The sequence below is a fragment of the Streptomyces sp. NBC_01439 genome, from assembly GCF_036227605.1.
In the GTDB taxonomy this organism is placed as follows: Bacteria; Actinomycetota; Actinomycetes; order Streptomycetales; family Streptomycetaceae; genus Streptomyces.
Genome location: NZ_CP109487.1, coordinates 6,423,555 through 6,448,295, shown reverse-complemented (window position 1 = coordinate 6,448,295; position 24,741 = coordinate 6,423,555). Strand labels below are relative to the sequence as shown.

Annotated in this window: 27 protein-coding genes and 1 pseudogene; 16 read left to right on the top strand and 12 right to left on the bottom strand. The window is 72.8% G+C overall.

The features are described 5' to 3' along the window. The first annotated feature begins 183 nt into the window (after positions 1-183). Both OG207_RS29165 and OG207_RS29160 read left to right on the top strand, forming a co-directional pair. The gene (locus OG207_RS29165) at positions 184-765 is read left to right on the top strand and encodes a TetR/AcrR family transcriptional regulator (protein ID WP_329102358.1); all 582 of its coding nucleotides are present in this window, start codon (positions 184-186) and stop codon (positions 763-765) included. Positions 766-863: 98 nt separating this feature from the next. After that, positions 864-1,727: an endonuclease/exonuclease/phosphatase family protein gene (locus OG207_RS29160; protein WP_329102356.1), complete on the top strand. Its 864-nt coding sequence runs from the start codon at positions 864-866 to the stop codon at positions 1,725-1,727. Positions 1,728-1,730: 3 nt separating this feature from the next. On the opposite strand, the gene OG207_RS29155 is transcribed toward OG207_RS29160, so the two are convergent. Beyond that, positions 1,731-1,886, bottom strand: coding sequence for a hypothetical protein (locus OG207_RS29155; RefSeq protein WP_329102354.1), 156 nt, complete (start codon positions 1,884-1,886; stop codon positions 1,731-1,733). Between the two features lie 6 nt (positions 1,887-1,892). Between OG207_RS29155 and OG207_RS29150 the strand changes: the two genes are divergently transcribed. The 3 genes from OG207_RS29150 to OG207_RS29140 are packed head-to-tail and all read left to right on the top strand — an operon-like array spanning position 1,893 to position 3,829. Continuing rightward, entirely contained in the window at positions 1,893-2,369 is a 477-nt protein-coding gene (locus OG207_RS29150) for a LysR substrate-binding domain-containing protein (RefSeq protein ID WP_329102352.1), read from the top strand. A gap of 4 nt (positions 2,370-2,373) precedes the next feature. After that, a complete protein-coding gene (locus tag OG207_RS29145; RefSeq protein ID WP_329102350.1) occupies positions 2,374-3,093 on the top strand; it encodes a carbon-nitrogen hydrolase family protein in 720 nt (239 codons plus the stop codon). A gap of 13 nt (positions 3,094-3,106) precedes the next feature. Beyond that, complete coding sequence (locus OG207_RS29140) at positions 3,107-3,829, top strand: PaaI family thioesterase (protein ID WP_329102348.1); 723 nt, start codon at positions 3,107-3,109, stop codon at positions 3,827-3,829. Positions 3,830-3,832: 3 nt separating this feature from the next. Here the strand turns inward: OG207_RS29140 and OG207_RS29135 are convergent, their stop codons facing one another. Then, on the bottom strand, positions 3,833-4,117 hold the full coding sequence (locus OG207_RS29135; protein ID WP_329102346.1) for a winged helix-turn-helix transcriptional regulator: 285 nt from the start codon (positions 4,115-4,117) through the stop codon (positions 3,833-3,835). A 147-nt stretch (positions 4,118-4,264) separates the two neighbouring features. Here OG207_RS29135 and OG207_RS29130 point away from each other — a divergent pair, with 147 nt between their 5' ends. Then, entirely contained in the window at positions 4,265-5,152 is an 888-nt protein-coding gene (locus OG207_RS29130) for an NAD(P)-dependent oxidoreductase (RefSeq protein WP_329102344.1), read from the top strand. 18 nt (positions 5,153-5,170) lie between these two features. Here the strand turns inward: OG207_RS29130 and OG207_RS29125 are convergent, their stop codons facing one another. The 3 genes from OG207_RS29125 to OG207_RS29115 all read right to left on the bottom strand — a co-directional run bounded on the left by OG207_RS29125 (position 5,171) and on the right by OG207_RS29115 (position 7,545). After that, positions 5,171-5,971: an EI24 domain-containing protein gene (locus tag OG207_RS29125; RefSeq protein WP_329102341.1), complete on the bottom strand. Its 801-nt coding sequence runs from the start codon at positions 5,969-5,971 to the stop codon at positions 5,171-5,173. A gap of 64 nt (positions 5,972-6,035) precedes the next feature. Continuing rightward, entirely contained in the window at positions 6,036-6,458 is a 423-nt protein-coding gene (locus OG207_RS29120) for an organic hydroperoxide resistance protein (protein ID WP_329102339.1), read from the bottom strand. A 64-nt stretch (positions 6,459-6,522) separates the two neighbouring features. Continuing rightward, positions 6,523-7,545, bottom strand: coding sequence for an NADP-dependent oxidoreductase (locus tag OG207_RS29115; RefSeq protein WP_329102338.1), 1,023 nt, complete (start codon positions 7,543-7,545; stop codon positions 6,523-6,525). Positions 7,546-7,639: 94 nt separating this feature from the next. Here OG207_RS29115 and OG207_RS29110 point away from each other — a divergent pair, with 94 nt between their 5' ends. Continuing rightward, a complete protein-coding gene (locus tag OG207_RS29110) occupies positions 7,640-8,062 on the top strand; it encodes a MarR family winged helix-turn-helix transcriptional regulator (protein WP_329102335.1) in 423 nt (140 codons plus the stop codon). Positions 8,063-8,153: 91 nt separating this feature from the next. On the opposite strand, the gene OG207_RS29105 is transcribed toward OG207_RS29110, so the two are convergent. Further along, a complete protein-coding gene (locus OG207_RS29105; RefSeq protein ID WP_329102333.1) occupies positions 8,154-8,867 on the bottom strand; it encodes an SCO2400 family protein in 714 nt (237 codons plus the stop codon). Positions 8,868-8,945: 78 nt separating this feature from the next. On the opposite strand from OG207_RS29105, the gene OG207_RS29100 reads away from it, so the two are divergent. Further along, positions 8,946-9,515, top strand: coding sequence for a hypothetical protein (locus tag OG207_RS29100; protein ID WP_329102331.1), 570 nt, complete (start codon positions 8,946-8,948; stop codon positions 9,513-9,515). Here OG207_RS29100 and OG207_RS29095 read toward each other — a convergent pair. After that, entirely contained in the window at positions 9,512-10,207 is a 696-nt protein-coding gene (locus tag OG207_RS29095) for an esterase/lipase family protein (protein WP_329102327.1), read from the bottom strand. The genes OG207_RS29100 and OG207_RS29095 overlap by 4 nt on opposite strands. Positions 10,208-10,416: 209 nt before the next feature. Here OG207_RS29095 and OG207_RS29090 point away from each other — a divergent pair, with 209 nt between their 5' ends. The 3 genes and pseudogenes from OG207_RS29090 (at position 10,417) to OG207_RS29080 (ending at position 13,660) form a co-directional block, all read left to right on the top strand. Next, positions 10,417-11,454 (top strand): rod shape-determining protein, encoded by a 1,038-nt coding sequence (locus OG207_RS29090; protein ID WP_030757608.1) that lies wholly within the window; start codon positions 10,417-10,419, stop codon positions 11,452-11,454. Further along, complete coding sequence (locus tag OG207_RS29085; RefSeq protein ID WP_329102325.1) at positions 11,451-13,046, top strand: GAF domain-containing sensor histidine kinase; 1,596 nt, start codon at positions 11,451-11,453, stop codon at positions 13,044-13,046. The genes OG207_RS29090 and OG207_RS29085 overlap by 4 nt, the downstream gene beginning before the upstream one ends. 69 nt (positions 13,047-13,115) lie before the next feature. After that, positions 13,116-13,660 (top strand): annotated as a pseudogene (locus OG207_RS29080) (GNAT family N-acetyltransferase). Between the two features lie 71 nt (positions 13,661-13,731). On the opposite strand, the gene OG207_RS29075 reads toward OG207_RS29080, so the two are convergent. Beyond that, positions 13,732-14,172: an Lrp/AsnC family transcriptional regulator gene (locus tag OG207_RS29075; RefSeq protein ID WP_030012642.1), complete on the bottom strand. Its 441-nt coding sequence runs from the start codon at positions 14,170-14,172 to the stop codon at positions 13,732-13,734. Positions 14,173-14,241: 69 nt separating this feature from the next. Between OG207_RS29075 and OG207_RS29070 the strand changes: the two genes are divergently transcribed. Both OG207_RS29070 and OG207_RS29065 read left to right on the top strand, forming a co-directional pair. Next, positions 14,242-14,901, top strand: a complete 660-nt coding sequence (locus OG207_RS29070) for a LysE family transporter (protein ID WP_329102323.1) — start codon at positions 14,242-14,244, stop codon at positions 14,899-14,901. Positions 14,902-15,068: 167 nt separating this feature from the next. Continuing rightward, entirely contained in the window at positions 15,069-16,418 is a 1,350-nt protein-coding gene (locus OG207_RS29065) for a carboxyl transferase domain-containing protein (protein WP_329102320.1), read from the top strand. A gap of 49 nt (positions 16,419-16,467) precedes the next feature. Here the strand turns inward: OG207_RS29065 and OG207_RS29060 are convergent, their stop codons facing one another. Next, the gene (locus OG207_RS29060) at positions 16,468-17,283 is read right to left on the bottom strand and encodes a helix-turn-helix domain-containing protein (RefSeq protein ID WP_329102318.1); all 816 of its coding nucleotides are present in this window, start codon (positions 17,281-17,283) and stop codon (positions 16,468-16,470) included. Between the two features lie 48 nt (positions 17,284-17,331). Between OG207_RS29060 and OG207_RS29055 the strand changes: the two genes are divergently transcribed. Then, the gene (locus OG207_RS29055) at positions 17,332-17,694 is read left to right on the top strand and encodes a cupin domain-containing protein (RefSeq protein WP_329102316.1); all 363 of its coding nucleotides are present in this window, start codon (positions 17,332-17,334) and stop codon (positions 17,692-17,694) included. Positions 17,695-17,827: 133 nt separating this feature from the next. On the opposite strand, the gene OG207_RS29050 is transcribed toward OG207_RS29055, so the two are convergent. Then, on the bottom strand, positions 17,828-19,090 hold the full coding sequence (locus OG207_RS29050; RefSeq protein WP_329102313.1) for an MFS transporter: 1,263 nt from the start codon (positions 19,088-19,090) through the stop codon (positions 17,828-17,830). 214 nt (positions 19,091-19,304) lie between these two features. Between OG207_RS29050 and OG207_RS29045 the strand changes: the two genes are divergently transcribed. Together OG207_RS29045 and OG207_RS29040 are read left to right on the top strand one after the other, a co-directional pair. Further along, positions 19,305-20,462: a carboxylate-amine ligase gene (locus tag OG207_RS29045; RefSeq protein ID WP_329102311.1), complete on the top strand. Its 1,158-nt coding sequence runs from the start codon at positions 19,305-19,307 to the stop codon at positions 20,460-20,462. 349 nt (positions 20,463-20,811) lie between these two features. Further along, complete coding sequence (locus OG207_RS29040; protein ID WP_329102310.1) at positions 20,812-21,495, top strand: Crp/Fnr family transcriptional regulator; 684 nt, start codon at positions 20,812-20,814, stop codon at positions 21,493-21,495. A 49-nt stretch (positions 21,496-21,544) separates the two neighbouring features. On the opposite strand, the gene OG207_RS29035 is transcribed toward OG207_RS29040, so the two are convergent. After that, positions 21,545-22,780, bottom strand: a complete 1,236-nt coding sequence (locus OG207_RS29035; protein ID WP_329102308.1) for a hypothetical protein — start codon at positions 22,778-22,780, stop codon at positions 21,545-21,547. Then, positions 22,780-24,729, bottom strand: coding sequence for a dynamin family protein (locus tag OG207_RS29030; protein ID WP_329102306.1), 1,950 nt, complete (start codon positions 24,727-24,729; stop codon positions 22,780-22,782). The genes OG207_RS29035 and OG207_RS29030 overlap by 1 nt, the downstream gene beginning before the upstream one ends. Positions 24,730-24,741 lie beyond the last annotated feature (12 nt).

The window sequence follows — 24,741 nt, the reverse complement described above, 5'->3', positions numbered from 1 at the left end:
GGACCTGATCGGCATCGGTCACGGCCGTGCCTCCTCGTTGAGTGCGGTTGCTCGGTGCGGGGCCCCCATCGTGGACCTGTTGCCTGTTGAACGGTAGGGTTCGTAATCTGTTCGTGATATTGAGGATGCCGTACGGTCCTGTGGGCAGGGCGCAGCGAGCGAACGGGAAGGGGTGCCGGGTCGATGGTCAGGGCGAGGAGCGAGGAGCGTCGAGGGGAGATCGTCCGCGCGGCCGTCGAGGTGATCGCGGAGCGCGGCTACCGGGGCGCGTCCCTGGCCACCGTCGCCGAACGCGTGGGCCTGACCCAGCAGGGGCTGCTGCACTACTTCCCGACCAAGGAGGCGCTGCTGGTCGCGGTGCTGGAGGAACGCGACCGCTGGGACACGGGCGGCGGTTCGCGCTCCGCCGCCGACACCTGGCGCCTGGACCTGCTGGACTCGTTGGTCGAGTACAACGCCATGCGCCCGGGCATCGTGCAGACCTTCTCGGCGCTGCTGGGCGAGAGCGTCACCGACGGGCATCCGGCCCGGGAGTTCTTCACCGAGCGCTACGCCCAGGTCCGCGCGGAGATGGCGGCGGTGCTGCGCGCCGAGTTCGGCGACCGCCTGCCCTCGGGCCTCACTCCGGAGCAGGCGGCACCGCTGCTGACGGCGGTCATGGACGGCCTCCAGTACCAGTGGCTGCTCGCCCCCGAATCGGTGGACATGCCCGCCGCCTTCCGCGCCTTCCTGACCCTGCTGAGGGGGCCCGGGACCCAGGTCTGACCCGCGCCGCCCCTCCGGATACCTTGATCGTCGACTGAGTTCGATCAAAGGTTGGGTAGTTCATGCAAAGGTCCGGATGGATGAGGCGGAGCGCCGGAGTGCTGAGCGCACTCCTGCTCGCGGCAGGCCTGGGGACGCCGGCGGCCGTTGCCGCCGAGACGAAGAACCTCCAGGTCATGTCATGGAACATGTGCGGTTCGCAGCGTTCCAGTTGGCACTGCGAGGGCACCGGCACGCCGCAGCAGAAGATCGACGTGGTCAGGTACCACGTCCAGAACAACTACGTGCACGTCGCGCTCCTCCAGGAGGTGTGCGAGGACGACCTCACGGCGCTGATGGCCCAGTTGGGGCCGGGCTGGAACACGAGCTTCGCCGCGTACCAGTGGTCGCAGGGAGCCTCCGGGAAGTGGAACAGCCGCTGCGGTGAGGACTACGGGCGGGCCGACCGCATCGGCACCGCGATCGTGGTCAAGGGCCAGATGGCGGACGCGCAGGAGTACCCGCTGCCGCAGCCGTACGTGGGCCAGCAGCGCCCCTTCCAGTGCGCGACGGCGGTGTACTGGGGCGTCCGGCTCTGCAACGTCCACCTCTCGCCGCTGGGCAGCAACCCGGACCACCCGACCTGGGACTACCGCGACGACCAGCTCGCGCAGCTCAAGGCCCTCGTGAACACCTTCCCCCGGACGGTCTTCGGCGGGGACTTCAACAGCCTGTCCCCGGACGACCCGAAGAACAAGGCCGCCCTGGTGTGGCCTGTCGGCCTCTACTCCACCGGGCCCGGCACCGAGGGCTACCAGGAGTGCGATCAAGAGGGCGCCTCGCGGACCGGCCGGGCGACGCACTCCTCCGGCGGGAAGATCGACTACCTGTTCGCCAGTGAGACCCGGCGCTGGTGCGCGGTGGCCGACTCGGCCTTCTCCGACCACCACGTCGTGATCGAGTCCCTGGCCGTCCCCGCCTGACGGTCAGACGGCGACGCCGCGACCACCGTCCGGCCGGAGTGCGCAGAGGTCCCGGTCCGCGAGCTCCGGGCGGGCGGTGAGCGTGGCGCGCACCGCCTCCAGGATCGGCAGGGGGGCGTGGCCGGTGGCCAGGGCCACGTCCTTCGCGGCCAGGGCCACCGGGAAGTGCGAAGCGTCCGCGTACGCACGGGCCACCGCGCCCGCCAGCGGCCCGCGGGCCAGCCGGTCGCGGACCAGTTCCTCCGGCAGGCCCACGGCCCCGCCCAGCCTCAGGGCCTCGGCCACCAGAGCCACCCCGCCGACCGCCGCGCTGATCAGCACCAGCTTCAGGGCGGCCCCCGAGCCGAGCGGCCCGCACGGCGTGACCTCGCCCAGGGCATCGAGCACCTCCCGCACTGGGCCGGGCAGCGGGTCGACTGGATCGCCAAACAGGGCTTCTTCGCCGCCGGGCTCGGCGTCACCCTGATCCCGGCGCTCGCCGCCTCCTCGGCACGGGCCGACCTCGCGCTCGTCCCCCTGCACCCGGACGACACCCCGCGCCGCCGGGTCTACGCCGCCACCCCGCGCGGGATCTCCCCCTCCCCCGCCGCCCTCGCCTTCCTGGCCCTGCTGAAGGAGGTCGCGGCCGGGCTGGCATCCTGACCCGGTGAAGATCGCCGCCGCGCAGCTGACCTGCGTCCCCGCCGATGTCCGGGCCAACGTCGCACGGGCCGCGGACCTCGCCGCGACGGCCCGCGAACAAGGCGCCGCGCTGGTGGTGTTCCCCGAGCTCGCGCTCACCGGCTACGAGCTCGCCGCGCTGGCCGCCGACCCGGGCCTGTGGACGGCCGCCGACGACCCCCGGCTGGATCCGCTGCGCTCCGCCGGGATCGCCACCGCGGTCAACGTCGCCCTGCCCACCGGCGGCCCGCGCCCCGCGATCGCGACGCTGGTCCACGACGCGGACGGCGCGCACGTGACGACGTACGCGAAACAGCACCTCTACCGGCACGAGCAGGACGTCTTCGAACGCGGCCGGGGCGACGGGCGCTTCGAACTCGGCGGGATCCGCTTCTGCCTGGGCGTCTGCTTCGACAACCACTTCCCCGAACTGCCCGGCCGGGGCGCCGCCGACGGCTGCCGGGTCCACCTGGCGAGCTCCCTGTACGGGACGGGCGACGGGATCCACGAGCGCGCCACCGTCCACCCCGGGATCGCGCGCGAGCACGACCTGTACGTGGTCCTCGCCAACCACGTCGGCCCGGCCGGCCCGTGGACCGGCTGCGGCCGCTCGGCCGTGTGGGCCCCGGGCGGCGCCCTGCTCGCCGAGGCGGACGACCGCACGCCGTCGGTGGTGACGGCCTCGGTCGCGACGTCCCCGGTGTGATGGGGTGGGCGCCATGAGCGACTTCGAGACGATCACGGTTCCGGAACGCCTCCACGGATATCCGGGGGTGGCCTTCGGCGGTTACGTGGCGGGCGTACTGGCCGCCCGGGCCGCCGCCGAGGACGTACGGGTGGACTTCCGGCGGCCGGTGCCGACCGGGGCGCCGGTGCGGCTCGCGGCGACCGCGGACGGCGGCTGCGAGCTGACGGACGGCGAGCTGCTGCTGGCCGCGGCGACCCCGGTCGGGGCGCCGGGTGCGCACGGCCCCGAAGCCCCGTCCTGGGACCGGGCCGTGGCGGCGGCCGAGGCCTTCCGGGCGGACCCGCCGGACGGCCAGGCCGACTGCTTCGGCTGCGGCCTGGACCGGACGCCCGCCACCGGACTGCGCCTGCACTGCGGTACGGTGCCGGGCCGCGAGCTGGTCGCCGCGGCCTGGACGCCGGCGCCCGAACTCGGGGGCGCGGACGGGCTGCTGCCGCCCGAGCTGGTGTGGGGTGCGCTGGACTGCCCCGGGAACGCGGCCGGACGGCTGCTCGACGGCCGCCCGGCCGGTGCGGTCACCGCCGCGCTCGGCGCCCGGCTGCTGCGGCCGGTGCCGGTGGGCGAGGGGCTGGTCTCCTACGCCTGGATGGTGTCGTCCTCGGGCCGCAAGTACACCGTGGGCACGGCCCTGGCCACGGCCGACGGCGAGCTCTGCGCGGTCGCCGAGGCGTTGTGGGTCCAGCCGCGCGCGTAGGCCTCACACGGTGTCGGCCAGCAGGTGCTTGCCGCCCCACGCCCCGAGGGGTTCCAGGGCCGCGTTCAGGTCCTGGCCCAGCGGGGTCAAGGAGTACTCGACGCGCGGCGGGACCTCCTCGTACACCTCGCGGTGCACGATGCCGTCGGTCTCCAGCTCGCGCAGCTGGGCGGCGAGCACCTTCTCCGAAATGCCGGGGAGCAGCCTGCGCAGTTCGCCGAACCGGTGGGGCCGCTGATCCAGCACCCACAGGAGCGACACCTTCCACTTCCCGTCGATCACGGACATCGCCGCGGCGATCCCGCATTGATCCGCACCCGGCCTTCGTGTCACCGCCATCGCACACCCTCCCCACCTGCTCGCTCACCTCGGGGTAACCACCCACTCCGAAGTGCGTACTTGAGCGCCCTGCCGCCTGCCAACAGGCTAAACGTCATGACCGACACCACAGCTCACCTTTCCCTCACCCTCCTCGGCCTCGGCGACATGGGCACCGCCCTCGCCCGCACCTGGCTCGCCGCCGGGCACTCCCCGACCGTCTGGAACCGGACCCCCGCCAAGGCCGGGGCGCTGGCCGCCGAAGGGGCCTCCGTCGCCGCGACCGCGGCCGACGCGGTCGCCGCGAGCACGCTGGTCGTGGTGTGCCTGCTGGACGACGCCAGCGTCGGCGCCGCCCTGGACGGCATCGACCTGACCGGCAAGGACCTCGTCAACCTCACCACCAGCAGCCCGGCCGAGGCGCGCGCCCGCGCCGCCTGGGCCGAGGCGCGCGGTGCCCGCTACCTGGACGGCGGGATCATGGCCACGCCGACGATGATCGGCGTCCCCGAGGCCGGCGGGTACGTCTTCTACAGCGGCTCGCGCGCGCTCTTCGAGCGCCGCCGGGCGGTCCTGGAGGTCCCGGCCGGGTCCCGCTTCGTCGGCGAGGACCCTGGGCACGCGGCCCTCCACGACGTGGCGCTGCTCAGCGCGATGTGGGGGATGTTCGCCGGCATCTCGCAGGCCTACGCGCTGATCGAGGGCGAGGACATCGCACCGAAGGACCTGGCTCCACTGCTGTCCGAGTGGCTCGGCGCGATGGGCTTCTTCGTCGGCAACGCCGCCGAACGACTGACCTCTCGGGACTTCACCTCGGGGGTGGTGTCCAACCTGGCCATGCAGGTCGCGGGCAGCGGCACCATGCTGCGCACCGCCGAGGAGCAGGGCGTCAGCCCCGAGCTGATCACCCCGTACGTGGACCTGCTGCGCCGCCGGCTGACCGCGGACCCGGCGGCGCACGGCGGGGAGGACACCACGGGGGCCGTCCTGCTGCTGAAGCGGTAGGGGGCCGGCGACCTGGGCCTACGAGTACGCGGGCGGCGGCGGTCCGAAACCCGCGGGGGTGGTTTCGGCGGCCGGGACCTCGTCGCTGCGCATGAGGTCGCGGGCCATCAGCGTGGCACCCGCCACCGCGCCGGGCATCAGGAACACCGCGACCAGCGGCACCAGGAACGCCAGCACCAGCGGCACCCCGAAGCCCAGCACCAGCATCCGCCGCGAGCGCATCAGTTCCAGCCGGTCGGGCAGCTCCACCTTGCGCCGCTGCAGGGCCACGGCGGTGAGCTCCTGGGTCAGGAAGTATCCGGAGACGCAGAAGCCGAGCACCGGGATCACCGTCTGGCCGATCACCGGGATGAAACCGAGGGCGAAGAGCAGGATCCCGTACAGCAGCACCCGCACGAGCACCTTCATGCTGTCCCGGGCCGAGATCCACAGCTCCAGCCAGAGCGGGAGTCCCGACTGCGGCACCTCGCCGCCCTCGCTGCGGTCGACCTGCTCCGAGAGGGACTCGTAGAACGGCTGGCCGATCAACAGGGTCACGGCGGTGAAGGTGATCACCGCGAGGAACAGCCCGAGGCCGAAGAACAAGGCGGTCAGGAGGCCGCGGAAGAGCGAGAGCCAGGGCGCGGACCAGTCATCCGCGAACGGGGTGGCCCAGGCGGTCAGGTCATCGGCTCCGTAGCCGAGCCCGATCAGGGCGCCGACGTAGAGGACGAGCGCCACGAGCCCGGGCAGCAGCCCGAAGCCCAGCCACCGGCCGTGGCGGAACACCCATCGCTGTCCGGCCAGCAGATACCGGAAACCCCCCGCAAGATCACGCATGGGGCCAGTTTACGGCGAAGGCCGCACCCCGGTGGGGTGCGGCCTTCGCGCTACGAGCGCCGGATCAGACGGCGAGCTCGACGGTGATGTTGCCGCGGGTGGCCTTGGAGTACGGGCAGACCTCGTGGGCCTTCTCGATGAGGTCCTTGGCGGTGGCGGCATCCACGTTCGGTATCACGGCGGAGATCTTGACGATCAGGCCGAAGCCCTCGTCGTTCTTGCCGATGCCGACCTCGGCGGTGACCGTGGAACCGGAGATGTCGGCCTTCACGTTCTTCGCGACGACGCCCAGGGCGCCCTGGAAGCAGGCGCTGTAGCCGGCGGCGAACAGCTGCTCCGGGTTGGTACCGGCGCCGCTGCCACCGAGCTCCTTCGGCGGGTTCACGACGACGTCGAGCTGGCCGTCGTTGGTGGCGACGCGACCGTCACGGCCGTTCTCGGCGGTGGCGACAGCGGTGTAGGCGACGTCGGACTGCTGGATGGACATAAAGGAAGATCCTCCTGGTAATCGCCGTGAGTCGCGCCCACGATCACGACGGTGTGCAGTGAGCCTAACCGGTGAAGGAAACGATCATCTTTCCGGTGTTCTCGCCGCGCAGCATGCCGAGGAAGGCGGAGGTGGCGTTCTCCACACCCTCGACGACCGTCTCGTCGTACCGCAGCTGGCCGGAACTCAGCCATCCGGCGACGTCCTGGACGAACTGCTGCTGCAGTCCGTTGTGGTCGTTGACGAGGATGCCCTGCAGGCGCAGGCGCTTGCCGATGACCTGCATCAGGTTCCGCGGACCGGGGGCGGCCTCGGTGTCGTTGTAGCCGGCGATCGCGCCGCACAGGGTGGCCCTACCGTGCACCTTCATCGAGGAGATGGCGGCCTCCAGGTGGTCGCCCCCGACGTTGTCGAAGTAGACGTCGATGCCCTCGGGGGCGGCGGCCGGCAGCTGCTCGGCGACGGGGCCGTTCTTGTAGTTGAAGGCGGCGTCGAAGCCGTACTTCTCCGTGAGCACCTTCACCTTCTCGTCCGAGCCGGCCGAGCCGATCACCCGGGACGCGCCCTTGATCTTGGCGAACTGGCCGACGAGGCTACCGACGGCACCGGCGGCGCCGGAGACGAAGACGGAGTCGCCCTCCTTGAAGGAGGCGACCTCGAAGAGTCCGGCGTAGGCGGTCAGGCCCGGCATGCCGAGGACGCCGAGGTAGGCGGAGAGCGGGGCGAGCGAGGCGTCCACCTTGACGGCGTGCGCGGCGTCGAGGTCCGCGTACTCGCGCCAGCCGAAGGGGTGCAGGACGTGGTCGCCGACGGCGAAGCCCTCGGCGGCGGAGGCGACGATCTCGCCGACCGCGCCGCCCTGCATCGGCTCGTCGAGCTGGAAGGGCGGGATGTACGACTTCACGTCGTTCATCCGGCCGCGCATGTAGGGGTCCACGGACATGTGCAGGTTGCGCACGAGGATCCGGCCGGCGGCGGGCTCGGCGGACACGGGCACCTCGCGCAGGGCGAAGTCCTCGGCGACGGGCCAGCCCTGCGGGCGACGGACGAGGTGCCACTCGCGGCTGACGGCGGGGATCTGAGACATGCGGCGCTCCTGGTCAGAACGAATTACTTCACTAGGTGAAACAACCATGCTCCTAGATATTTCATGTTGTCAAGTAAATGGGTACGCTGGTTCCATGCCCAGTCGTCGCGCAGACCCAGTAACCATCGAAGTAGTCGAGCTCATCGGCGACGTCGTGGCCAGGTACCACATGGAGTACGAGCACGCGGCCGCCAGCCACCAGCTCACCGGCGCCCAGGCCAAGGTGCTGAACATGCTCTCCCTGGAGCCCATGCCGATGCGGCGCATCGCACTGAAGCTGCGGTGCGAGCCCTCGAACGTGACCGGCATCGTCGACCGCCTGGAGACCCGCGGCCTGGTCGAACGCCGCCCGGACCCGGCGGACCGCCGGGTGAAGCTGGCCGCCCCCACCGAGGAGGGCGCGCTGACCGCGGAGCGGCTGCGCGAATCGCTGGACTTCGCCCGCGAACCGCTGGCCGGGCTGTCCACGGAGGAACGGACGGTCCTGCGGGACCTCCTCAAGCGCATGCTGGCCTGACGGCGCCGTCGCGCCCAGCCCGGCCGGGCCGGGCCCGCACACGACGGGGCCGCTACGACGGGCCCCTGCGGCGGCAGGAATCCAGGATTGGCTAGAACCAGCCGCAGAAGATCCAGCAGTCCTTGGTCGGCGAGGGCGTCGGCGACGGGGACGGCGGGGGCGACGGCGCCCGCGTTCCCGTGGAGCCGCTCGGCGAGGGCTTCCCCGACGCGGTTCCCCCTACGGACCGCCCCGGACCGGGAGTGCGGGACGTCGGGCCCGACGTCGCGGACTCGGGGGCGGGCGAGGCCGGACCCGACTGCGCAACGCTCCCGGAAGGCGCCGCGGTACCGGCCTTCTTCGTGCCCGCAACGGCGGCCTTCGTCGTGGCCTTTCCGGGCCCCGTGGGCGCACCGGCCGTCGGAACGTCGGGCAGCGGGGCGGGCTGCTGCGGCCCGTCGTCGGTCAGCACCACGGTCGCGGCCCGGTCGGTGCGCTCCCCGTCGGTGACCATGCGGGCCACCGCCATGGAGACCCCGACCGCGAGCAGCAGGCCGAGCGAGAGCGACAGCACGGTCCGGCGGCGGCGCCGGTGCGTGACCCGGCGGCGGGCACCGGCGCGCCGCTCGTTCGACGCGGACAGCACGACGAGCGAGTCGGCGTGGACCTCGCCCCGTGCGGGCGACGGTCCGGGGACGGGCGCCTCGGCGGCCGGCGCGGCAGGGGCGGCGGAGGGGGTGGGTATCAGGTACTCGGCGGGGGTTCCGCATCCGGCGCACGCCAGTGCGCCGTTGAGGTGCCTCCGGCAGGCGTGGCAATAGTTCATGGCGCCCGCAGGCTACGTGGTCTGCGGCAACATCCGGATCCCGAGAACGTAAGGATCCTGTGTGGAATCGTTGCTTCCATGACATCTTTCGGGCCGACCGGATTCCAGTTGGTGCTCTTGCGGCGGATGGCCGACTTCCAGCCGGACCTTGCCGACGAGGCCCGCCGCCGACTGGGCGCCTCGCTCGCGGACCAGCGGGAGGCGAACAAGCGCTGGCAGGCGATGGTCCGGTCGCCGCGGTCCCGCGGGGCCCTGGCCCGGTACCGCTCGGTGCTCGGTCCGCCGGAGCGCGCCGAGCACCGCACGATCGGCGATCTGGAGTGCGAGGCCCTGCTGTGGCCGCTGCCGCTCTGGCCGGACCTGCGCTTCGAGGTGCTGGCCGCGCCGGACGGGGCCGTGTGGAACGAGTGGCTGGTGCGGGCTCCGGGCGCGCGCGGGCCCGCACTGGAATCGCCGGACGACCTGCGGCCCTGGTCGGCGACGGTGGACGAGGTCGCGCGGGCCTTCGCCCCGGTCCGGCCGATGGAGGGCACCGCGCCGACCCGCTGGCGCCTGGCCTTCGCCGCGCAGGGGCGGCCCTGCGTGGCGGAGTTCACCTACGGCCTGCTCCAGCGGTTCGCCCTGGCCGCGGGGGAAGGCACCTCCTAGGAGGAGAGGAAGGCGCGGACCCCGGCCGAGGTCGCGTCGTCGCCGAGCAGGTCGTTGTGGCCCAGGCAGCCGACCGGGGTGTTGGCGGCTCCGGTCAGCGGGACGCTGTCGTCCGGGTTGACGACCTCGTCGCAGTTCGACCAGAAGGTCGCGTACTTCACCGTGCCCGGGGTCTCGTCCCCGCTGTTCAGGTTCTTCACCACGTACGACCCGGGGGTCATGTCCCGGCACGCCTGGTCCCACAGCGCGCACGCCCAGGCGGTGGAGGTGCCGCGGTTGGGTCCGGCCAGCGAGATCCAGTGGTCCACGGCGGCCGCGCCGCCGCCGAACTTCACGTACCAGCGGCTGACCAGCGAGCCGAGGGAGTGCGAGACGACGTCGACCCGGGCGGCGCCGGTCTCCCGGCGGACCTGGTCGACGTAGGCGCCGAGCCGCCCGGCGAGGACTTCGTTGACGGACCGGTGGGTGTCGTAGCCGAAGGAGAAGAGCTCCGCATCGGTGTACCCGGCGGCGCGCAGGTCCGCGCGCAGCGCTCCCCACACGCCCGGATCCGCGTTGTAGCCGTGCACGAGGACCACCGGGTGACGGGCGGCGGCGGCCCGGGCGGGGGGAGCCGTCGGCAGCGCGACGCACAGCGCGAGGAGCGTCAGGAGCACCGGGAGGGCCTGCATCCCCTGTCGGGCCGTCAGCATCGGGCCTCCTTTACCTCGTTACGCGCGAGTAGCGCGTGCGGTGGGCGCATGGTGCTGCCTGTCGGTACAGAAATCCACCCCCATGCAGCCGCGACACACCCCCGGCCGGAGCAGCCCAACGGGCCGTTAGCCCGAATTGCCCGCGATGATATGAAAAGCGATCGACACTTCCGTCGGTCCTTGCGTCAGTGCTCTCGGGAGGATCTGCCATGACCGTCAGTCTTGAGCAGTTGCGCCGCTGCCACGTCGCCGTCGACCTGGGGGCGGCAAGAACCCGCGTGTACGTCAAGGGCGCCGGCCTCGTGGTCGACGAACCCAGCGTCGCCGCGGTCAACACGCGCACCGGCGCCCTCATCGCCGTCGGCTCCTTCGCCGAACGGATGACCGGCCGCACGCCCGACTACATCCGGGTCGTGCGCCCCGTCTCCGGCGGCACCGTCGTCGACATCGAGATGGCCCAGCGGATGCTGCGTCACCTCCTCGGCGAGAAGCTGCGGCGCGCCCTGCGCCGCAAGCCCCGTCTGCGGGCCGCCGCGTGCACCCCGCACGACGCGGACCCGCTCGCCCAGCGGGCCACCGTGGAGACCCTCGTCGGGCTCGGCGCCCGGCGCGTCGAACTGGTCGACACCCTGATCGCGGCGGCCGTCGGCTGTGGACTCCCCGTGGAGCAGCCGACCGCGACGATGATCATGGTGTGCGGGGCCGCGGCCACCCAGGTGGCCGTCCTCTCCCTCGGATCCATCGTCACCGCCCAGCGGATCCCGGTCGGCGGCGAGGCCATCGACCACGCGGTCGTCCAGCACCTGCGTCACGCGCACGAGCTGATGCTGCCCAGCCAGGCCGTCCGGCCGCTGCAACTGGCCCTCCACGGCAACGGCCTCACCGTCGGCGGCCCGGCCTCCACCCTGATCCACGGCCGCGACGTGGCCACCGGCCTCGCCCGCTCCGTGCAGGTCGACACCGCGGCCGTGCGCGACGCCATCTACACCCCGCTGACCGCCGTCCTCGACGGCATCGGCAAGGTGCTGCGGGACTGCCCGCCGGACCTGGTGGCCGACCTGACGGACCGGGGGATCATGATGGTGGGCGGCAGCGCCCTGCTGCCGGGCCTGGACCAGATGCTGCGGGACGCCACCGGAATGCCCGTCGCCATCGCGGAACGGCCGGACGTGTGCGCCGTCCTCGGTCTCGGCGCGATGCTCGAAGGGAAGATCGCCCCCATGGTCCTCAACCCGCTGGCCGAATGAGGCCCCAGGAGCCCCAGGAGCCCCAAGAGCCCCAGGAGCCCAGGGAGACGGACGAGGAGGCGGCCAGGCTTCCGGTGCTGCTGGAAGCCGTCCTCAACGTCGGGACCGAGCTGGAGCTGCACACCACCCTCCAGCACATCGTGGACTCCGCGACCGAACTGTGCGCAGCCCGGTACGGAGCGCTCGGGGTCGTCGACCCCGAGCGCGTCCTGCTGACCCGGCTGTTCACGGCGGGGCTCACCGAGGAGGAGCGGGCCGCGATCCCGCACCTGCCGGACGCCCGCTCCGGCGTGCTCGGAGCCCTCGTCGGCGACCCGCGTCCACTGCTCCTGGACGACGTCACCCAAGACCCGCGGGCCGCCGGGTTCCCGCCGGGCCACCCGCCCATGCACAGCCTCCTGGGCGTCCCGATCCGGGTGCACACGGAGGTCTTCGGCAGCCTCTACCTCACCGAGAAGCGGGGCGGCGGCCCCTTCACGGACGAGGACCTCGCCCTGCTGCGCGTCCTGGCCTCACAGGCGGGCATAGCGATCGGCAACGCCCGGCTCTACGAGACCGCGCGCCGCCGGGAGCGCTGGATCGACGGCGCCGCCGCCGTGACCACGACCCTGCTCGCCGGACGCCCCGCGGCCGACGCCCTGAAGTGCGTGGCCGAACGGGCCCGGCTGTTGGCGGACGCAGCGGCCGGGGTGGTGCTCCAGCCGACCCCCGAGGGCGGCATGGAGATCGTGGCCGCCTCCACGCAGGGGGACCCCGGGGACCTGGTGGGGACGGCGATCGCCCCCGGTTCGCCGGTGCTGGTACAACTCCTCGGCGGCGAGCCCGTCTTCATCGACGACTCGGCGACGGATCCCCGGATGACCACGCACGTGCGGGAGCGGTTCGGGCCGAGCATGATGCTTCCGCTGCAGAGCGGCGGCCAGCTGATCGGCACCCTGGCCCTGCCCCGCGCCCGGGGCGGCCCCGCGTACGACGCGGTGGACCGGCTGCTCGCCTCGCAGTTCGCCTCCCAGGCCGCGCTGGCCCTCGTACTGGCGGACGCCCAGCACGACCGGGAGCAGCTGGCGGTGTACGAGGACCGCGACCGGATCGCGCGGGACCTGCACGACCTGGTGGTCCAGCGGCTCTTCGCCACCGAGATGATGCTCGAAAGCACCCGGCGGCGGGCCGCGAACGCCCCGTCGGGGGACACGGTGGGCGACGAGCTCGGCCGGGCGGTGGACGAGCTCGACTCCACCATCCAGGAGGTCCGGACGGCCATCTTCGCCCTCCAGCAGCCGCCGACCGACGCCCCGACGACCTTCCGGGGGCGGGTGCTGCGCGAGACGGGCGGGGCGGCGGCCGTGCTCGGCTTCCAACCGTCGGTGCACTTCGCGGGCGCGGTGGACGCCCTCCTGCCGGATCCGGTGGCGGTCGAGCTGCTCGGCGCCCTGCGCGGCGCCCTGGCCGCGGCGCACCGGCGCGGCGGGATCACCTTCATCGACGTGCAGGTGGAAGCGGGCCCGTCCCGGGTCCGTCTGACGGTGGCGGACGACGGCCGTACGGAGTCGGGTGCGCGGGGTACGACGGTGACGTGGGAGTCGGCGCTGTAGCGGCCGCGGGCGCGCTTCGGAAACGGTCGACCACGGACCCCTGCTCCGCGGCTGTGCTTCCATGATCCGATGAACGACGAGGGTGCTCCAGCAGCCGGCGAACCCGCGGTCCGGCACGTCCGGAGTCGGACGGACGCCGACCTCGGTGCGTGCGTCCGGGTACTCGCCGAGGTCCACGAGCAGGACGGCTATCCGGTGAACTGGCCGGACAACCCCGGCGGCTGGCTGTCCGGGCCGGCACTGCTCGCCGCCTGGGTGGCGGAGCTCGACGGGCGGATCGTCGGTCACGTCGGCCTGGCCCGCAGTGCGGAAGGCGATGCGGCGCCCGCGCTGTGGAGCAGCCGCGAGGGCGCGAGCCGTGCGGGGGCCGCCGTGGTCGGCCGTCTGTTCGTCGCTCCGGCGGCCCGGGGCCACGGGATCGGTGCGCTCCTGATGGCCCGGCGACGCGGGAGGCGCGGGAGCGCGATCTGCATCCCGTGCTCGACGTCGTGGCCTCCGACGCCTCGGCGGTGGCCCTCTACGAGCGTCTGGGCTGGGAGTTGCTGGCCACGGTCGAGCAGCGGTGGAGCCCGGAGCGGACGGTGACCGTGCACTGCTACGCGGCCGCGGGGTGACCTGACGTCGGTAGGGCCCGCGGCGTGCCGGGCCGGGCGTCGCGGGCCCGGCAAGATCCGGAAGGGACGGCCTAGTACTGGCCCGGTCGGGTGGCCGCGCGCAGTGCGATCCGGGTGTTGGACTGGGCCACCCCCGCCTCCCGTTTCATGCGGCGGAGCAGCCCGTCGAGGGCGGCGGGGTCGGCGGCCCGGGCGCGTACGAGGTAGTCGTGCTCGCCGGTCACGTGCACGACCTCGGTGATCCCGGAGAGCTTGGCGACCTGCCGCTCGAACTCCTCGTTGGTGGTGTCCTGGCGCAGGGTGACGTCGATGAAGACGACGAGCCCGCCGGCGGTGTCGGCCGCCGGGTCCACGATCGTGGTGAACCCGCGGATCACCCCTTCGCGGCGCATCCGTCGGACCCGGTCGGCGGTGGCATTGGCGCTGAGGCCGACACGGACTCCCAGGTCCCGGTACGAGATCCGCGCATCCTGCTGCAAGATGCCGAGGATTTCCCTGTCGAGGCGGTCCATACCGCGATTCTCGCAGCCGGGCCCGGTATGCGCGCTCGCCCCCCGAAGGCCGGGCCCGACGCTCGCCCCATGAGCGAACTGATGACACCGACGCTGGCGGGCGCGGCCGCGGGGCTGGGCGTGGCGATGCCCATGGGGGCGATGAGCGTGCTGCTGCTGCAAGAGGCCATGCGCGACCGCCGCACTGCCGTGGCCGCGGCCGCGGGAATCGCGGCCGTCGACCTCGGCTACGCAGCCCTCGCCACCGCCCTGGGGCCCTGGGTGGCCTCCCACGTCGCCCCGGTCGAGGCCTGGGTACGGCTGGCCTCGGCGGTGATCCTGCTGGTCATTGCGGCGCGCGGCCTCTACGGGGCCTCCCCCGCCCGGGCCTCGGCCCCCGTCCGGGTCTCGGACTCCGCCGCGGCATCCGACACCGTGTCCGCCCGGCCCGCGGCCCGGCCGGCCAAGGCCTTCGCCCGGTACGTCGGCCTCACCGCCCTCAACCCCACCACCGCCCTCTACTTCGCCGCCCTCACCACCGCCCAGGGCGCCGCCCTCGGCGCCGGAGCGGCCGGCGCCGCCTTCCTCCTCGGTGTCGGCGCCGCCTCCCTCCTCTGGCAGCAGGCGCTCGTGACGCTCGGCGCCCTCGCCGGCACCCGCGTCCCGGACGGCGCCCGCGTCTGGACCTTCCGCCTCGGCTACGGCCTGGTCGCCGCGTACGCGGTGAAGATCGCCCTCCCGCTCCCGTGACCGGCGAGTCCCGGCCGCGCCGCACCGGTCGCCACCGTCCACCGACGCCGTCCGGATCCACCGCCGGGCGCCCCGGCGCCACCCGGTCCAAGTACTGTCGTCCGTACACGACTTCGACGACCGTCAACCGTCAACCGTCAACCGACGACCCGACCTGGGGTGACCCCGTGACGACCCGCCTCTCGGCCCGCGCGGCCATCGCCTCCGTGACCGACGCCGGCAGCTTCACCGAACTCCCGGCGCCCCGGCGGGAGTCGCCCGCCGACGGCCCCCTGGAGTGGACCGGCTACGACGACTCCCGCGCCCGCGCCGCCGAGCGCACCGGCGAACAGGAGTCCGTGGTCACCGGCACCGCCCGGGTCGGCGGCCGCGAAGCCACCGTCATCTCCTTCGAGTTCGGCTTCCTCGGCGGCTCGCTGGGGCAGCGCACCGGGGACCGGCTCGAAGCCGCGTACGCCCACGCCCGCGAACACCGGCTCCCCCTCGTCTCGCTGATCGCCACCGGCGGCTCCCGGATGCAGGAGGGCATGCTCGCCCTCACCCAGCTCCAGCGCGTGGCCCGCCAGTGCGTCCTGACCCGGGCCGCGGGGCTCCCGCAGCTCGCCGTCCTGCGCGATCCGACCACGGGCGGCGGCTGGGCCACCCTGGGGGCCGGGGCCGATGTGGTCCTCGCGCTCCCCGGGGCCCAGGTCGGCTTCGCCGGGTCCCGGGTGCGTCCGGCGGACGCCGATCCCACGGCCTACGGCGCCGAAGGGCAGTACGCCGCCGGTCACGTGGACGCCGTGGTGCCCGCCGCCGAGCTGCCGGGCACCCTCGCCGACTGGCTCCGCATCCTGGCCGCGCCCCGCCCCGCAGCGCCGCTGGAGCCGCCTGGCGCGCTGGCGGACGCGAGCCCGCCGCGGACCGGATGGGACGCCGTCCTGCAGGCCAGGCACCCCGACCGGCCGCACGCCGCCGCGTACCTGGACGCGTACTTCGAGCTCCGCCTGCCCCTCTCCGGGGACCGGGCGGGCGGCACCGACCCCGGCATGCTGTGCGGATTCGGGCTGCGCGAGGGCCGCGCCGTCGCCTACGCCGCCCAGTGCGGCACCGCCACCCGCCCGGCGGGCTACCGTACGGCCGCCCGCGTCATCCGCCTCGCGGACCGGCTGGGCATCCCGGTGCTCACCCTGGTGGACACCCCGGGCGCGGCCAACGACGCCGCCGCCGAACACGCGGGCGCGGGCGCGGCCATCGCGGACACCTTCGCGGCGGTGGCCGCGGCCACCGTCCCCGTCACCACCCTGCTGATCGGCGAGGGCGGCTCGGGCGGCGCCCTCGCGCTGGCCGCGCCGGGGAACACCTGGGCCACACCGGACAGCTACTTCTCGGTGATCGCCCCGGAACTGGCGGCGGCCATCCTCAAGCGGCCCCCGGCGGCCGCGCCCGCCACGGCGGACCAACTCCGCGTCCGCCCCCAGGACCTGGTCGCCCTGGGGGTCGCCCGCGGCATCGTCGGCCCGGCCGACGGGGCCTGACGCCGCCCGACCCGGCGCTGCGACAGCCGGACGACCGGCCGGCTTCCCCTCACGACCGGCCGGATCGGGCGAACCGCGCCGGGCTGATCCCGACGTGCCGCCCGAAGTGCCGCGTCAGGTGCGCCTGGTCGTAGAACCCAGCCGCCACCGCCGCCTCGGCCGGCCGCACCCCCGCCAGCAGCAGCCGCCGCGCCAACGCCACCCGTCGCGCAGTCAGATACGCGTGCGGCGGCAGCCCGTACGCCGACTTGAAGGTCCGGATCAGGTGCGTGGGGTGCAGGTGTCCGAGCTCGACCGAGGCCTCCTCCAGGGTGATCCCCTCGACCACCCGCGCGTCGAGCAGCTCGCGCAGCCGTACGGCGACCCGCGCGCCCGGCACGGGCCCCCGCCCTTCGGCCGCGCGCCCCGCCAGCCGGCGGTGCAGCCGCTCCCGTAGGAAGGCCAGGCGCGACTGGGCCTCGAAGGGGTCCCGTTCCGCGAGCGCCAGGTGCAGCCCGTGCACGCGCGCACGGAGCGCGGGGTCGGCCAGCAGCGGGGTGTCGACGGCGGCCCCGGTCAGCCGCTCCGGGAGCACCGAAGTGTCCAGGTACAACACGCGCTTGCGGAAACCGGTCTCGGTCACGGTCCGCCCGTCGTGGCTCACCCCGGGCGGCAGCAGGACCACCGCGTCCGACACCCCGAGGCCGTGCCGTTCCCCGTCGAGGGCGAAGTCCACCCGTCCGCCGTCGAGGATCATCAGCGCCCAGGTGTCGTGCACGTGGGCCGGGTACGCGTGCTCGGTGAAGCGGGCGTGGAAGACCTCGGCGATGCCGGGCACCGGCGGCTGCCAGGCGGACACGGTGCTGGGCGGACGTATCGCGGCCATGTCAGGAACGTACAAGACCGTCCGCGGGCGTGCCGACAGGCTGTCCGCATGACGAAACAGAAGGTCAACATCGCCGAAAAGCTGGCGGGTTTCACCGAGCAGTGGGCCCCGCGGCGCATCGCCCGCGTCAACGACTACGAGGTCAAGGCCGCCCGGCTCCAGGGGGAGTTCGTCTGGCACACCCACGAGGACACCGACGAGCTGTTCCTGGTGGTCGGGGGCACCCTGACGATCCGCCTGCGCGACGGGGAGGTGGTCCTGGGACCCGGCGAGATGTACGTGGTCCCGCGCGGGGTCGAACACTGCCCGGCGGCGGCGGAGGAGGCACAGATCCTGCTCTTCGAACCGGTCGGCACCGTCAACACCGGTAGCGGAGGCGGCGACCGGACCCGGGAACCGGTGGACGCGTAGTCCGGCCGGTCGCGCCGGGGGCCGGCACGCGTCGGCACGGGTCGGCACGGGTCGGCACGCAGGTCGGTACCCACCGACGGGCAGCAGGCGGCAGCCCACCCGGCGGCCCCAGCAGTCCCGGCAGGCCCAGCTGTCAGGCCTGTGGGGACCGGGCGTCGTACCGGGCGAAGTTGCGCCACCGCAGCGCGAGCAGACCCAGCACCAGCACACAGGCCAGCCCGCCGCCCGTGACGGCCACGCCCGGGGAGATCAAGTCGGCGGCGGTCCCGGCGAGGAAGTCACCGAGCCGGGGCCCGCCCGCGACGACGATGATGAAGACGCCCTGCAAGCGGCCCCGCATGTCGTCGGGGGTGGCGGCCTGGAGCATGGTCGTGCGGAACACCATCGAGGCGGTGTCCGCGTACCCGGCCAGGGCCAGGAAGAACATGCCGAGCCACAGGTTCCGGCTGAGCCCGAACGCCGCTACGGCCAACCCCCAGCCGGCGACGGCCAGCAGGATCGCCAGCCCGTGCCGGCGGATGCGGCCCTGCCAGCCGGAGAACAGCCCGCCGAGCAGCGCTCCGGCGGCCAGCGCGGCGACCAGCAGGCCGACCGTACCGGGGCCGCCGCCGTACCAGAGCACGGCGATGGCCGGGAACAGTGCCTTGGGCTGGGCGAGCACCATGGCGGCCAGGTCGGAGAAGAAGGTCATCCGAATGTTCGGCCGGGTGCCGAGGAAGCGCAGTCCGTCGAGCACGGAAGCCCGTCCCCGGGCGCCCTCGGCCCGGTCCGGCTTCATCGACGGCAGCTTCCACATCGCGTAGAGCGCGGCGCCGAAGGTGACGACGTCGATCAGGTAGGCCGTCCCGTAGCCCGCGACCGTGACGATGACCCCGCCGAGGGCCGGGCCGACCATCGACCCGAAGGTCATGGTCATCGAGTTCAGGGCATTGGCGGCGGGCAGCTGTTCGACCGGGAGCAGCCTCGGGATCATGGCGGACCGCGCGGGCCCGGTGAGCGCCCCGCAGACCGCCTGGAGTGCGACGACGGCGTACAGGAACCAGACGCGGTGGAAGTCGAGCAGCGCGGCGACGGCGAGCACGACCGAGAGTGCGGCGGCGCCCATCGAGCTGTAGAGGCCGAGTTTGCGCCGGTCCACGGTGTCGGCGATCGCGCCGCCGTAGAGGCCGAAGACGACGAGCGGGACGAGCGAGAAGAGACCGACGAGCCCGACGGAGAAGCTGGACCGGGTGATGTCGTAGACCTGGAGCGAGATGGCGAGGGTGGTCATCGCTTGCCCGACCCACGAGATGGTTCCGCCGAACCACAGCCGCCGGTAGTCGGCGGATGCGCTCAGCGGCGTGAGGTCGGCGAATATGCGCTGCCAGAGCCGGGGTGGGGCGGTCGTCGGAGTCACATCGGATGATAATCACCGACCGTCCGGCGCCCTCCTGGAATTTCGGCCCTTTCACACACCGGCAACAGTCGCCACACCCTGCTCCGGATTCCCGGACCGGGCGGCGTTTTACCGGTAACTCGCCATTATCATCGGACATTTGACCGAATCGACGTGCGCTCCTCACCTCGGGTTCAGCTCATGATGAAAAGACTCGTATGTCCAGGGAGGCGTAGTGATCGAACCTGGCAACAGCACCGCGAGCACCGGCACGACGCAGAACACGGGACGCCCCGCCGTCCCCCTCACCGTCGGCGTCGAGGAGGAGTTCCTGCTCGTCGACGCCCGCAGCTTCCGGGTGGTTCCCGCCGCCCCGCTGGTCCTGGCGACGGCCGGCGGGCTGCCCGGCGAACTCCACCCCGAAGGCACCCGCTACCAGGTGGAGATATCGACCCCGATAGCCCACTCGGCGGCTTCGCTGCGCGCCGAGCTCGCCGCGCTGCGGCGCACCGTCGGCCGGGCCGCCCGCGCCCACGGCTGCCGGCTGCTGGCCGCCCCCTCGCCGGTCGTCGCCGTGGAGGGACCGCTGCACCTGACCGACGACCTGCCGCGCCAGCGCGAGCAGCACCGCCGCTTCGGCGCGCTCACCGACACGCTGGTCAGCTGCGGCCGCCACATTCACATCGGCACGCTCGACGTGGACACGGCGGTGGCCGTGTCCAACCGGATCAGACCCTGGCTGCCCACGCTGATCGCGCTGGCCGCCAACTCGCCGTTCTGGGGCGGCCGTGACACCGGTCATGCCAGCTGGCGGGCCATGGCCTGGTCCGGCTGGCCCTCGGCGGGCCTGCCCCCGCACTTCACGTCCACGGCGCACTTCCGGCGCTCGGTGCAGACCCTGCTCGGCTCCGGGGCGGCCCTGGACACCAAGATGGTCTACTGGGACCTCCGCCCCTCCGGACACTGGCCGACGCTCGAGATCCGGGCGCCCGACATGTCCCCGGACATCGACTCGGCCGTCCTCCAGGCCGAACTGGCCCGCGCGCTGGTCTCCACGGCGCTGCGCGAGATCGCGGAGCGCCGGCCCGAACCGGCCGTGCGGGACGACGTACTGCGCCTCGCGCGCTGGCGGGCGGCCCACGACGGCCTGGAGGGCTTCGGCCTCGACCCGTACTCGGGAACGGAACTCCCCGCGGCGGACCTCGCGGAGGCCCTGCTGGACCTGGTCGCCCCGGAACTGGCCGCCGCCGGCGACCTCGACCACGCCGCCAAGACCCTGGCGGGCCTCCTGCGCGACGGCTCGGGCGCCCACCGCCAGCGGGTGGCGTTCGCCCGCCGACAGGACCTGACGGACGTACTGCGCCACCTCACGGACGAGACGGAGGACTTCTGACCGACCCGGCTCCGACTCCCGCACCCCCGGCGCCCCTCGGCCGGGGGTACGGGTCCGCGGGGGCCGCTTCGGCGCCACCAGCTCCGACCGAGTGCGACGACGAAAACACCGAACGCAACAACAAAACAGTCATTCTCATGGCCCGAACCATCGGGTCGGCACACAATGGGCCAGCAGGAGGCATCTCCACCTAAAACGAACAGTGATTCGAGGGGTCCCGTACATGACGTTACCTATGGGGGTCGGCGGATCCGCTCAACGGCCGGGGCACAGTCACTGGCCAGCGGCGAGTCTTCTCGGCCGACTCTCCGAGGAACCCCGCGAACAGTTGGTCAGGCTCGGGCGGGACGTGCGATTCGAGCGGGGCGAACGATTACTGCGGGAGGGCGAGTACGGCTCGTACGTGTTCCTCCTCCTCAGCGGCTGGTACAAGGTGCTGGCCCGGACGCAGGACGATCGCGAGGGTCTGTTGGCGGTCCGGGCCGGCGGGGACCTCGTCGGCGAGCTGGCCTGTTTCGATGCCCAGCCCCGGGTCGCCACGGTGGTGGCCGCCGGAACGGGCAGCGCGAAACTGATAGGCCGGCAGCCGTTCCTGGACCTCCTCGCGACGTACGAGGAGGCGGCGCAGGCCGTGATGTGCACGGTGGCCGGGAAGCTGCGCTGGGCGACGCGGCGACGGCAGGACTTCGGCGGTTGCCCGGTGGGGACACGGGTGGCCCGGGTCCTGCTCGAGTTGGCCCGGGCGTACGGGCACCCCTGCGCGACCGGCGTCTCGATCGGGGTTTCGCTCACGCAGCCCGAGTTGGCGGAGCTGGTCGGCGCCTCCGAACCGAGCGTGCACCGGGAACTGCGTTCCCTGCGCGAGCGGGGCGTCGTCGAGACCGGCTACCGCCGGGTCCTGGTCAGGGACCTATCGGTACTGACGCTCGTCGCCGACGGGGACGCCCCTCAACGGAACGTCCCCGCGGGCATCGGCCACGGGGTCGCCGCGGCGCCCACCACCCCCACCCGCCCGACACCGCGGCCGGTGTAGACGTCCCCCAGCCCAGTTCTCGTACAACCGGGCCGCGTTCGGCCGTCGGTCAGTGCCCGCCGTGGTGGAAGTGGTGGCCGAGGTCGTGGTGACCGGGGTCGTGGTGCCCCGGATCGTCGTGGTACGGGTCGTGGTGGCCCGGATCGTCGTGATGCGGGTCCGGGTGGTACGGATCGGTGTGGTGCCCGTCCTGGTGGTACGGATCGTCGTGATGCGGGTCCTGGTGGTGCGGATCGGTGTGATGGGGATCGTGGTGGTGCGGATCTCCGTGGTGCGCGTCCTGGTGGTGCGGATCGGCGTGATGGGGATCGTGGTGGTGCGGATCTCCGTCGTGCCCGGGGGCGTGGTGCGCAGGGGCGTGGTGCGGGCCCGGGGGCCGGGGGGCTCCGGCGTGGCCGCTCGCGTGAGGCCCGCTCCCGTGGTGGGCGCCCGACCGGTGCCGCCCCGGGGGGTGGCCGTCGACCAGACCGTCCTCGTGCACGTCCGTGCCGTCCGTACCGTCCGTGTCCTCGAAGTCCCGCTCCCCGCCCCCGTACGAGACACCGGTGCCGGAGCCCCCCAGCACCCACTCCCGCAGCGGCGAACCGTGCGAGAGCGCCGTGGCCGCCAGGTGGGCGGCACCCAGCGCCGGGACGACGAACTCGCGCATCGCCGTACGGGTCGGCGAATGACCCCAGATCACCGGCTCCGGCCTGGGATCCCGGACGGGAGCCGAGGGCGGCACGTGGAGCCAAGCACCGCTGGCGAACTCCTTCTTCTCGACGGCCACCTCGATCCGGCGGAACTCGGCGGCCAGCCCCCGCCCGTCGGGCAGGATCACGTCCCGGTACATGTCGTCCGGCACGGCCAGCGCCAGGTCGCTCCCCTCTGCGTCCTCGAGGGCGCCGCGCAGTCCGTCCGAGTCGACCAGCCGGTTGACCAGGACGACGGAGTCGCCCAGGTACCCGCGGTCGGCCCGGGAGACCTCCCCCATCGCGAGGGCGGCCCGCATCCGCATCCGGCCGAAGGCGCCGGGCGTGCGGTTCGCCTGGTAGAGACCGTCCCGCAGGCCGTGGACCAGGGCGGGAATCACGCGTACGGCATCGATCCTGGCGGGGAAGACGACGAGTTGGCCGTCTCCCTGCACCTGCTGCTGGGCACGGACGCGCAGCACCCGGGACCGACGCAGCGCGTGCTCGACCACGAGCCGGAGCCGGTACTGCGCGTCCTCCTGCGCGCGATAGCCGTGACGGCTGTACTTGCGCAGGTCCACGGCCAAGCACAGCCGTCTGCGGTACCGGGCCATCACATCCTCGTCAACTCGGCGATGAGGTCACCGGTCTCTTCGTCGACCCGGCTCAGGAGGTCGTCCAGCCGGCTCAGTTCGGTGCGGCGCTGTTCGACCGCCTCCTCGCCCTGGTCCAGGGCCGCCCGGGCGGAGACCACACTGCGGGTGAGTTCCTCGATCCGGGAGGACATGGCGTGGCTGATCTGCCTCTCCAAGGGCTCCATCGTCTCCGCTGCGAAGGCCCGTGCGGCCTCCCGCGCCTGCGTGGGTGCCGCAATCCGCAGCTGGGTGGCCATCGCGCGACCGATCTCCTCCCGCATCTTCTTCTCCACGCGGTCACCGGCGAAATTGACCTGGAAGAAGCCTTGAGCGATCCAGGCCGCAACCAACGTCGGCAATCCGAACGGGGTGAACAACCAGGCCAGGGCGACGCCAAGAGAGGGCAGGACCGTACGCAACGCCTCCTTCGCCCCGAACTGCGTCCCGACCAGAACACCCGCCGGCCCGCCGATCGCCCACCCGCCCACGCCCGCCAGGAACCGGGTCAGGGGTTGGGCTTCCAGATCTCCCCCGACGGCCGCGCCGGACGCCCCCTGCAGTTCGATCCGCAGCTTGGCCAGTGACTCGTCGAAAGCGACGAGTTCGGCGTTCAGCCGCTTGGCGAGCCGCTCCCGCTCCTGCTCGATCACCAGTTTCAGCGACCCGGTCACCCAGAGGGCGACCTTCTCCTCCATGGCCTTCACCGTGCCGTTGGCGATCTCGTCCGCCACCTGCCCGGCGCGTTCCTTGGCCTTCAGGGGGTTCATGCCGAGCTTGGTCGTGATGTCGACGCTCTGTGCGATGGGGAGCGCCTCGTCGGCGATGCCCGTGAGGAAGCCCCCGAGCAGGCTCTCCACCCGGTCCTGCAGCTCACGGGTCTGGTTGCGGATGTCCAAGGAGATCTGGCGGGCCAGCGCCTCCAGCTCCTTGACGGGCTGCTGGGCAGCGGTCCAGTTCCGTTCGAGGTCAGCTTTCTCCGACTCGAGCATCTTCAGCTCGGAGGGGATGTTGTGGCGCAGTTCCTGGGCGACGTCGCACAGGGTACGGGCCGGGGCGAGCAACTTGACCTTGTGGCGATCGGTCACGAGGTACCGCTCCAGCTGCCTCTCCACCGCGTCCATGCCGGTGCGGCGGAACGCCCCGTCGTCCTCGGCCATGCGGGCGCGCAGCGCCGACTTGGCGTCGACGAAGAAGAACCGGCCCTCGTCCCTGTCCTCGCCCCGCAGCGTGGTGATGCGTCGCCGGGCCGAGTGGACGACGTCGTCGCGCTCGTGATCGTCGATGGCGTCGAAGTAGGTGAACACGAAGAACGGGTCGTACGCACTCAGGTACTTCTCCAGGAAATCGGACTCGCTGATGCTCATCGGGGCGATCGCGTGCTGCAGGAAGATCACCGCATCCGCTTTGCTGAGGTGAGTGAGGGTGATGCCGTCGTGGGTCGCGTACGCGTTGAGGCCGGGCGAGTCGATCAGTACGACGTTGTGGCGGCACAGCTCCAGCGGCCAGGACACTTCGGCCATGACGTACGGGCTGCGCTCGGCGCCCGTCGCGTTGTTCACCGTGATGAGTTCGATGAGCCGGGCCGGGTCGACCGCCTCGGGCTCGTCCGCGTCCTCGGTCCACAGCAGTGCGGCCGGCGATTCGCCGAACCTGACCTCGGTGATCACGGCCGTGGCGGGCACCGCCTTGACCGGCAGCACCCGGTCTCCCAGCAGGGCGTTGACGAAGGTGGACTTCCCCCGGTTGAAGTCCCCGACCACCATCACGTGGAAGACTTGGTTCTCGATCCGTTCGAGCAGCGCCGCCACGTCGTTGACGGCACCGTTGTTGCCGATCTGCTCGGCGGCCTTCTGCGCCCCGCGGCACATCTCGGCCAGCCGCTCCCGCTGTGCGTCGGCGGCAGCGTAACCGCCTTCTTCGGTCGTCATGGGTAGGCCGTC

Bases quoted from the DNA above. Each gene is read 5' to 3' on its own strand.
- OG207_RS29130 (WP_329102344.1), top strand. From the start codon at position 4,265: ATGACCGACACCACAGCTCACCTTTCCCTCACCCTCCTCGGCCTCGGC.
- OG207_RS29070 (WP_329102323.1), top strand. From the start codon at position 14,242: ATGAGCGAACTGATGACACCGACGCTGGCGGGCGCGGCCGCGGGGCTG.
- OG207_RS29085 (WP_329102325.1), top strand. From the start codon at position 11,451: ATGAGGCCCCAGGAGCCCCAGGAGCCCCAAGAGCCCCAGGAGCCCAGG.
- OG207_RS29115 (WP_329102338.1), bottom strand. From the start codon at position 7,545: ATGTCTCAGATCCCCGCCGTCAGCCGCGAGTGGCACCTCGTCCGTCGC.
- OG207_RS29100 (WP_329102331.1), top strand. From the start codon at position 8,946: ATGACATCTTTCGGGCCGACCGGATTCCAGTTGGTGCTCTTGCGGCGG.
- OG207_RS29125 (WP_329102341.1), bottom strand. From the start codon at position 5,971: ATGCGTGATCTTGCGGGGGGTTTCCGGTATCTGCTGGCCGGACAGCGA.
- OG207_RS29035 (WP_329102308.1), bottom strand. From the start codon at position 22,780: ATGGCCCGGTACCGCAGACGGCTGTGCTTGGCCGTGGACCTGCGCAAG.
- OG207_RS29120 (WP_329102339.1), bottom strand. From the start codon at position 6,458: ATGTCCATCCAGCAGTCCGACGTCGCCTACACCGCTGTCGCCACCGCC.
- OG207_RS29060 (WP_329102318.1), bottom strand. From the start codon at position 17,283: ATGGCCGCGATACGTCCGCCCAGCACCGTGTCCGCCTGGCAGCCGCCG.
- OG207_RS29110 (WP_329102335.1), top strand. From the start codon at position 7,640: ATGCCCAGTCGTCGCGCAGACCCAGTAACCATCGAAGTAGTCGAGCTC.
- OG207_RS29165 (WP_329102358.1), top strand. From the start codon at position 184: ATGGTCAGGGCGAGGAGCGAGGAGCGTCGAGGGGAGATCGTCCGCGCG.
- OG207_RS29090 (WP_030757608.1), top strand. From the start codon at position 10,417: ATGACCGTCAGTCTTGAGCAGTTGCGCCGCTGCCACGTCGCCGTCGAC.
- OG207_RS29095 (WP_329102327.1), bottom strand. From the start codon at position 10,207: ATGCTGACGGCCCGACAGGGGATGCAGGCCCTCCCGGTGCTCCTGACG.
- OG207_RS29075 (WP_030012642.1), bottom strand. From the start codon at position 14,172: ATGGACCGCCTCGACAGGGAAATCCTCGGCATCTTGCAGCAGGATGCG.
- OG207_RS29055 (WP_329102316.1), top strand. From the start codon at position 17,332: ATGACGAAACAGAAGGTCAACATCGCCGAAAAGCTGGCGGGTTTCACC.
- OG207_RS29140 (WP_329102348.1), top strand. From the start codon at position 3,107: ATGAGCGACTTCGAGACGATCACGGTTCCGGAACGCCTCCACGGATAT.
- OG207_RS29105 (WP_329102333.1), bottom strand. From the start codon at position 8,867: ATGAACTATTGCCACGCCTGCCGGAGGCACCTCAACGGCGCACTGGCG.
- OG207_RS29030 (WP_329102306.1), bottom strand. From the start codon at position 24,729: ATGACGACCGAAGAAGGCGGTTACGCTGCCGCCGACGCACAGCGGGAG.
- OG207_RS29135 (WP_329102346.1), bottom strand. From the start codon at position 4,117: ATGTCCGTGATCGACGGGAAGTGGAAGGTGTCGCTCCTGTGGGTGCTG.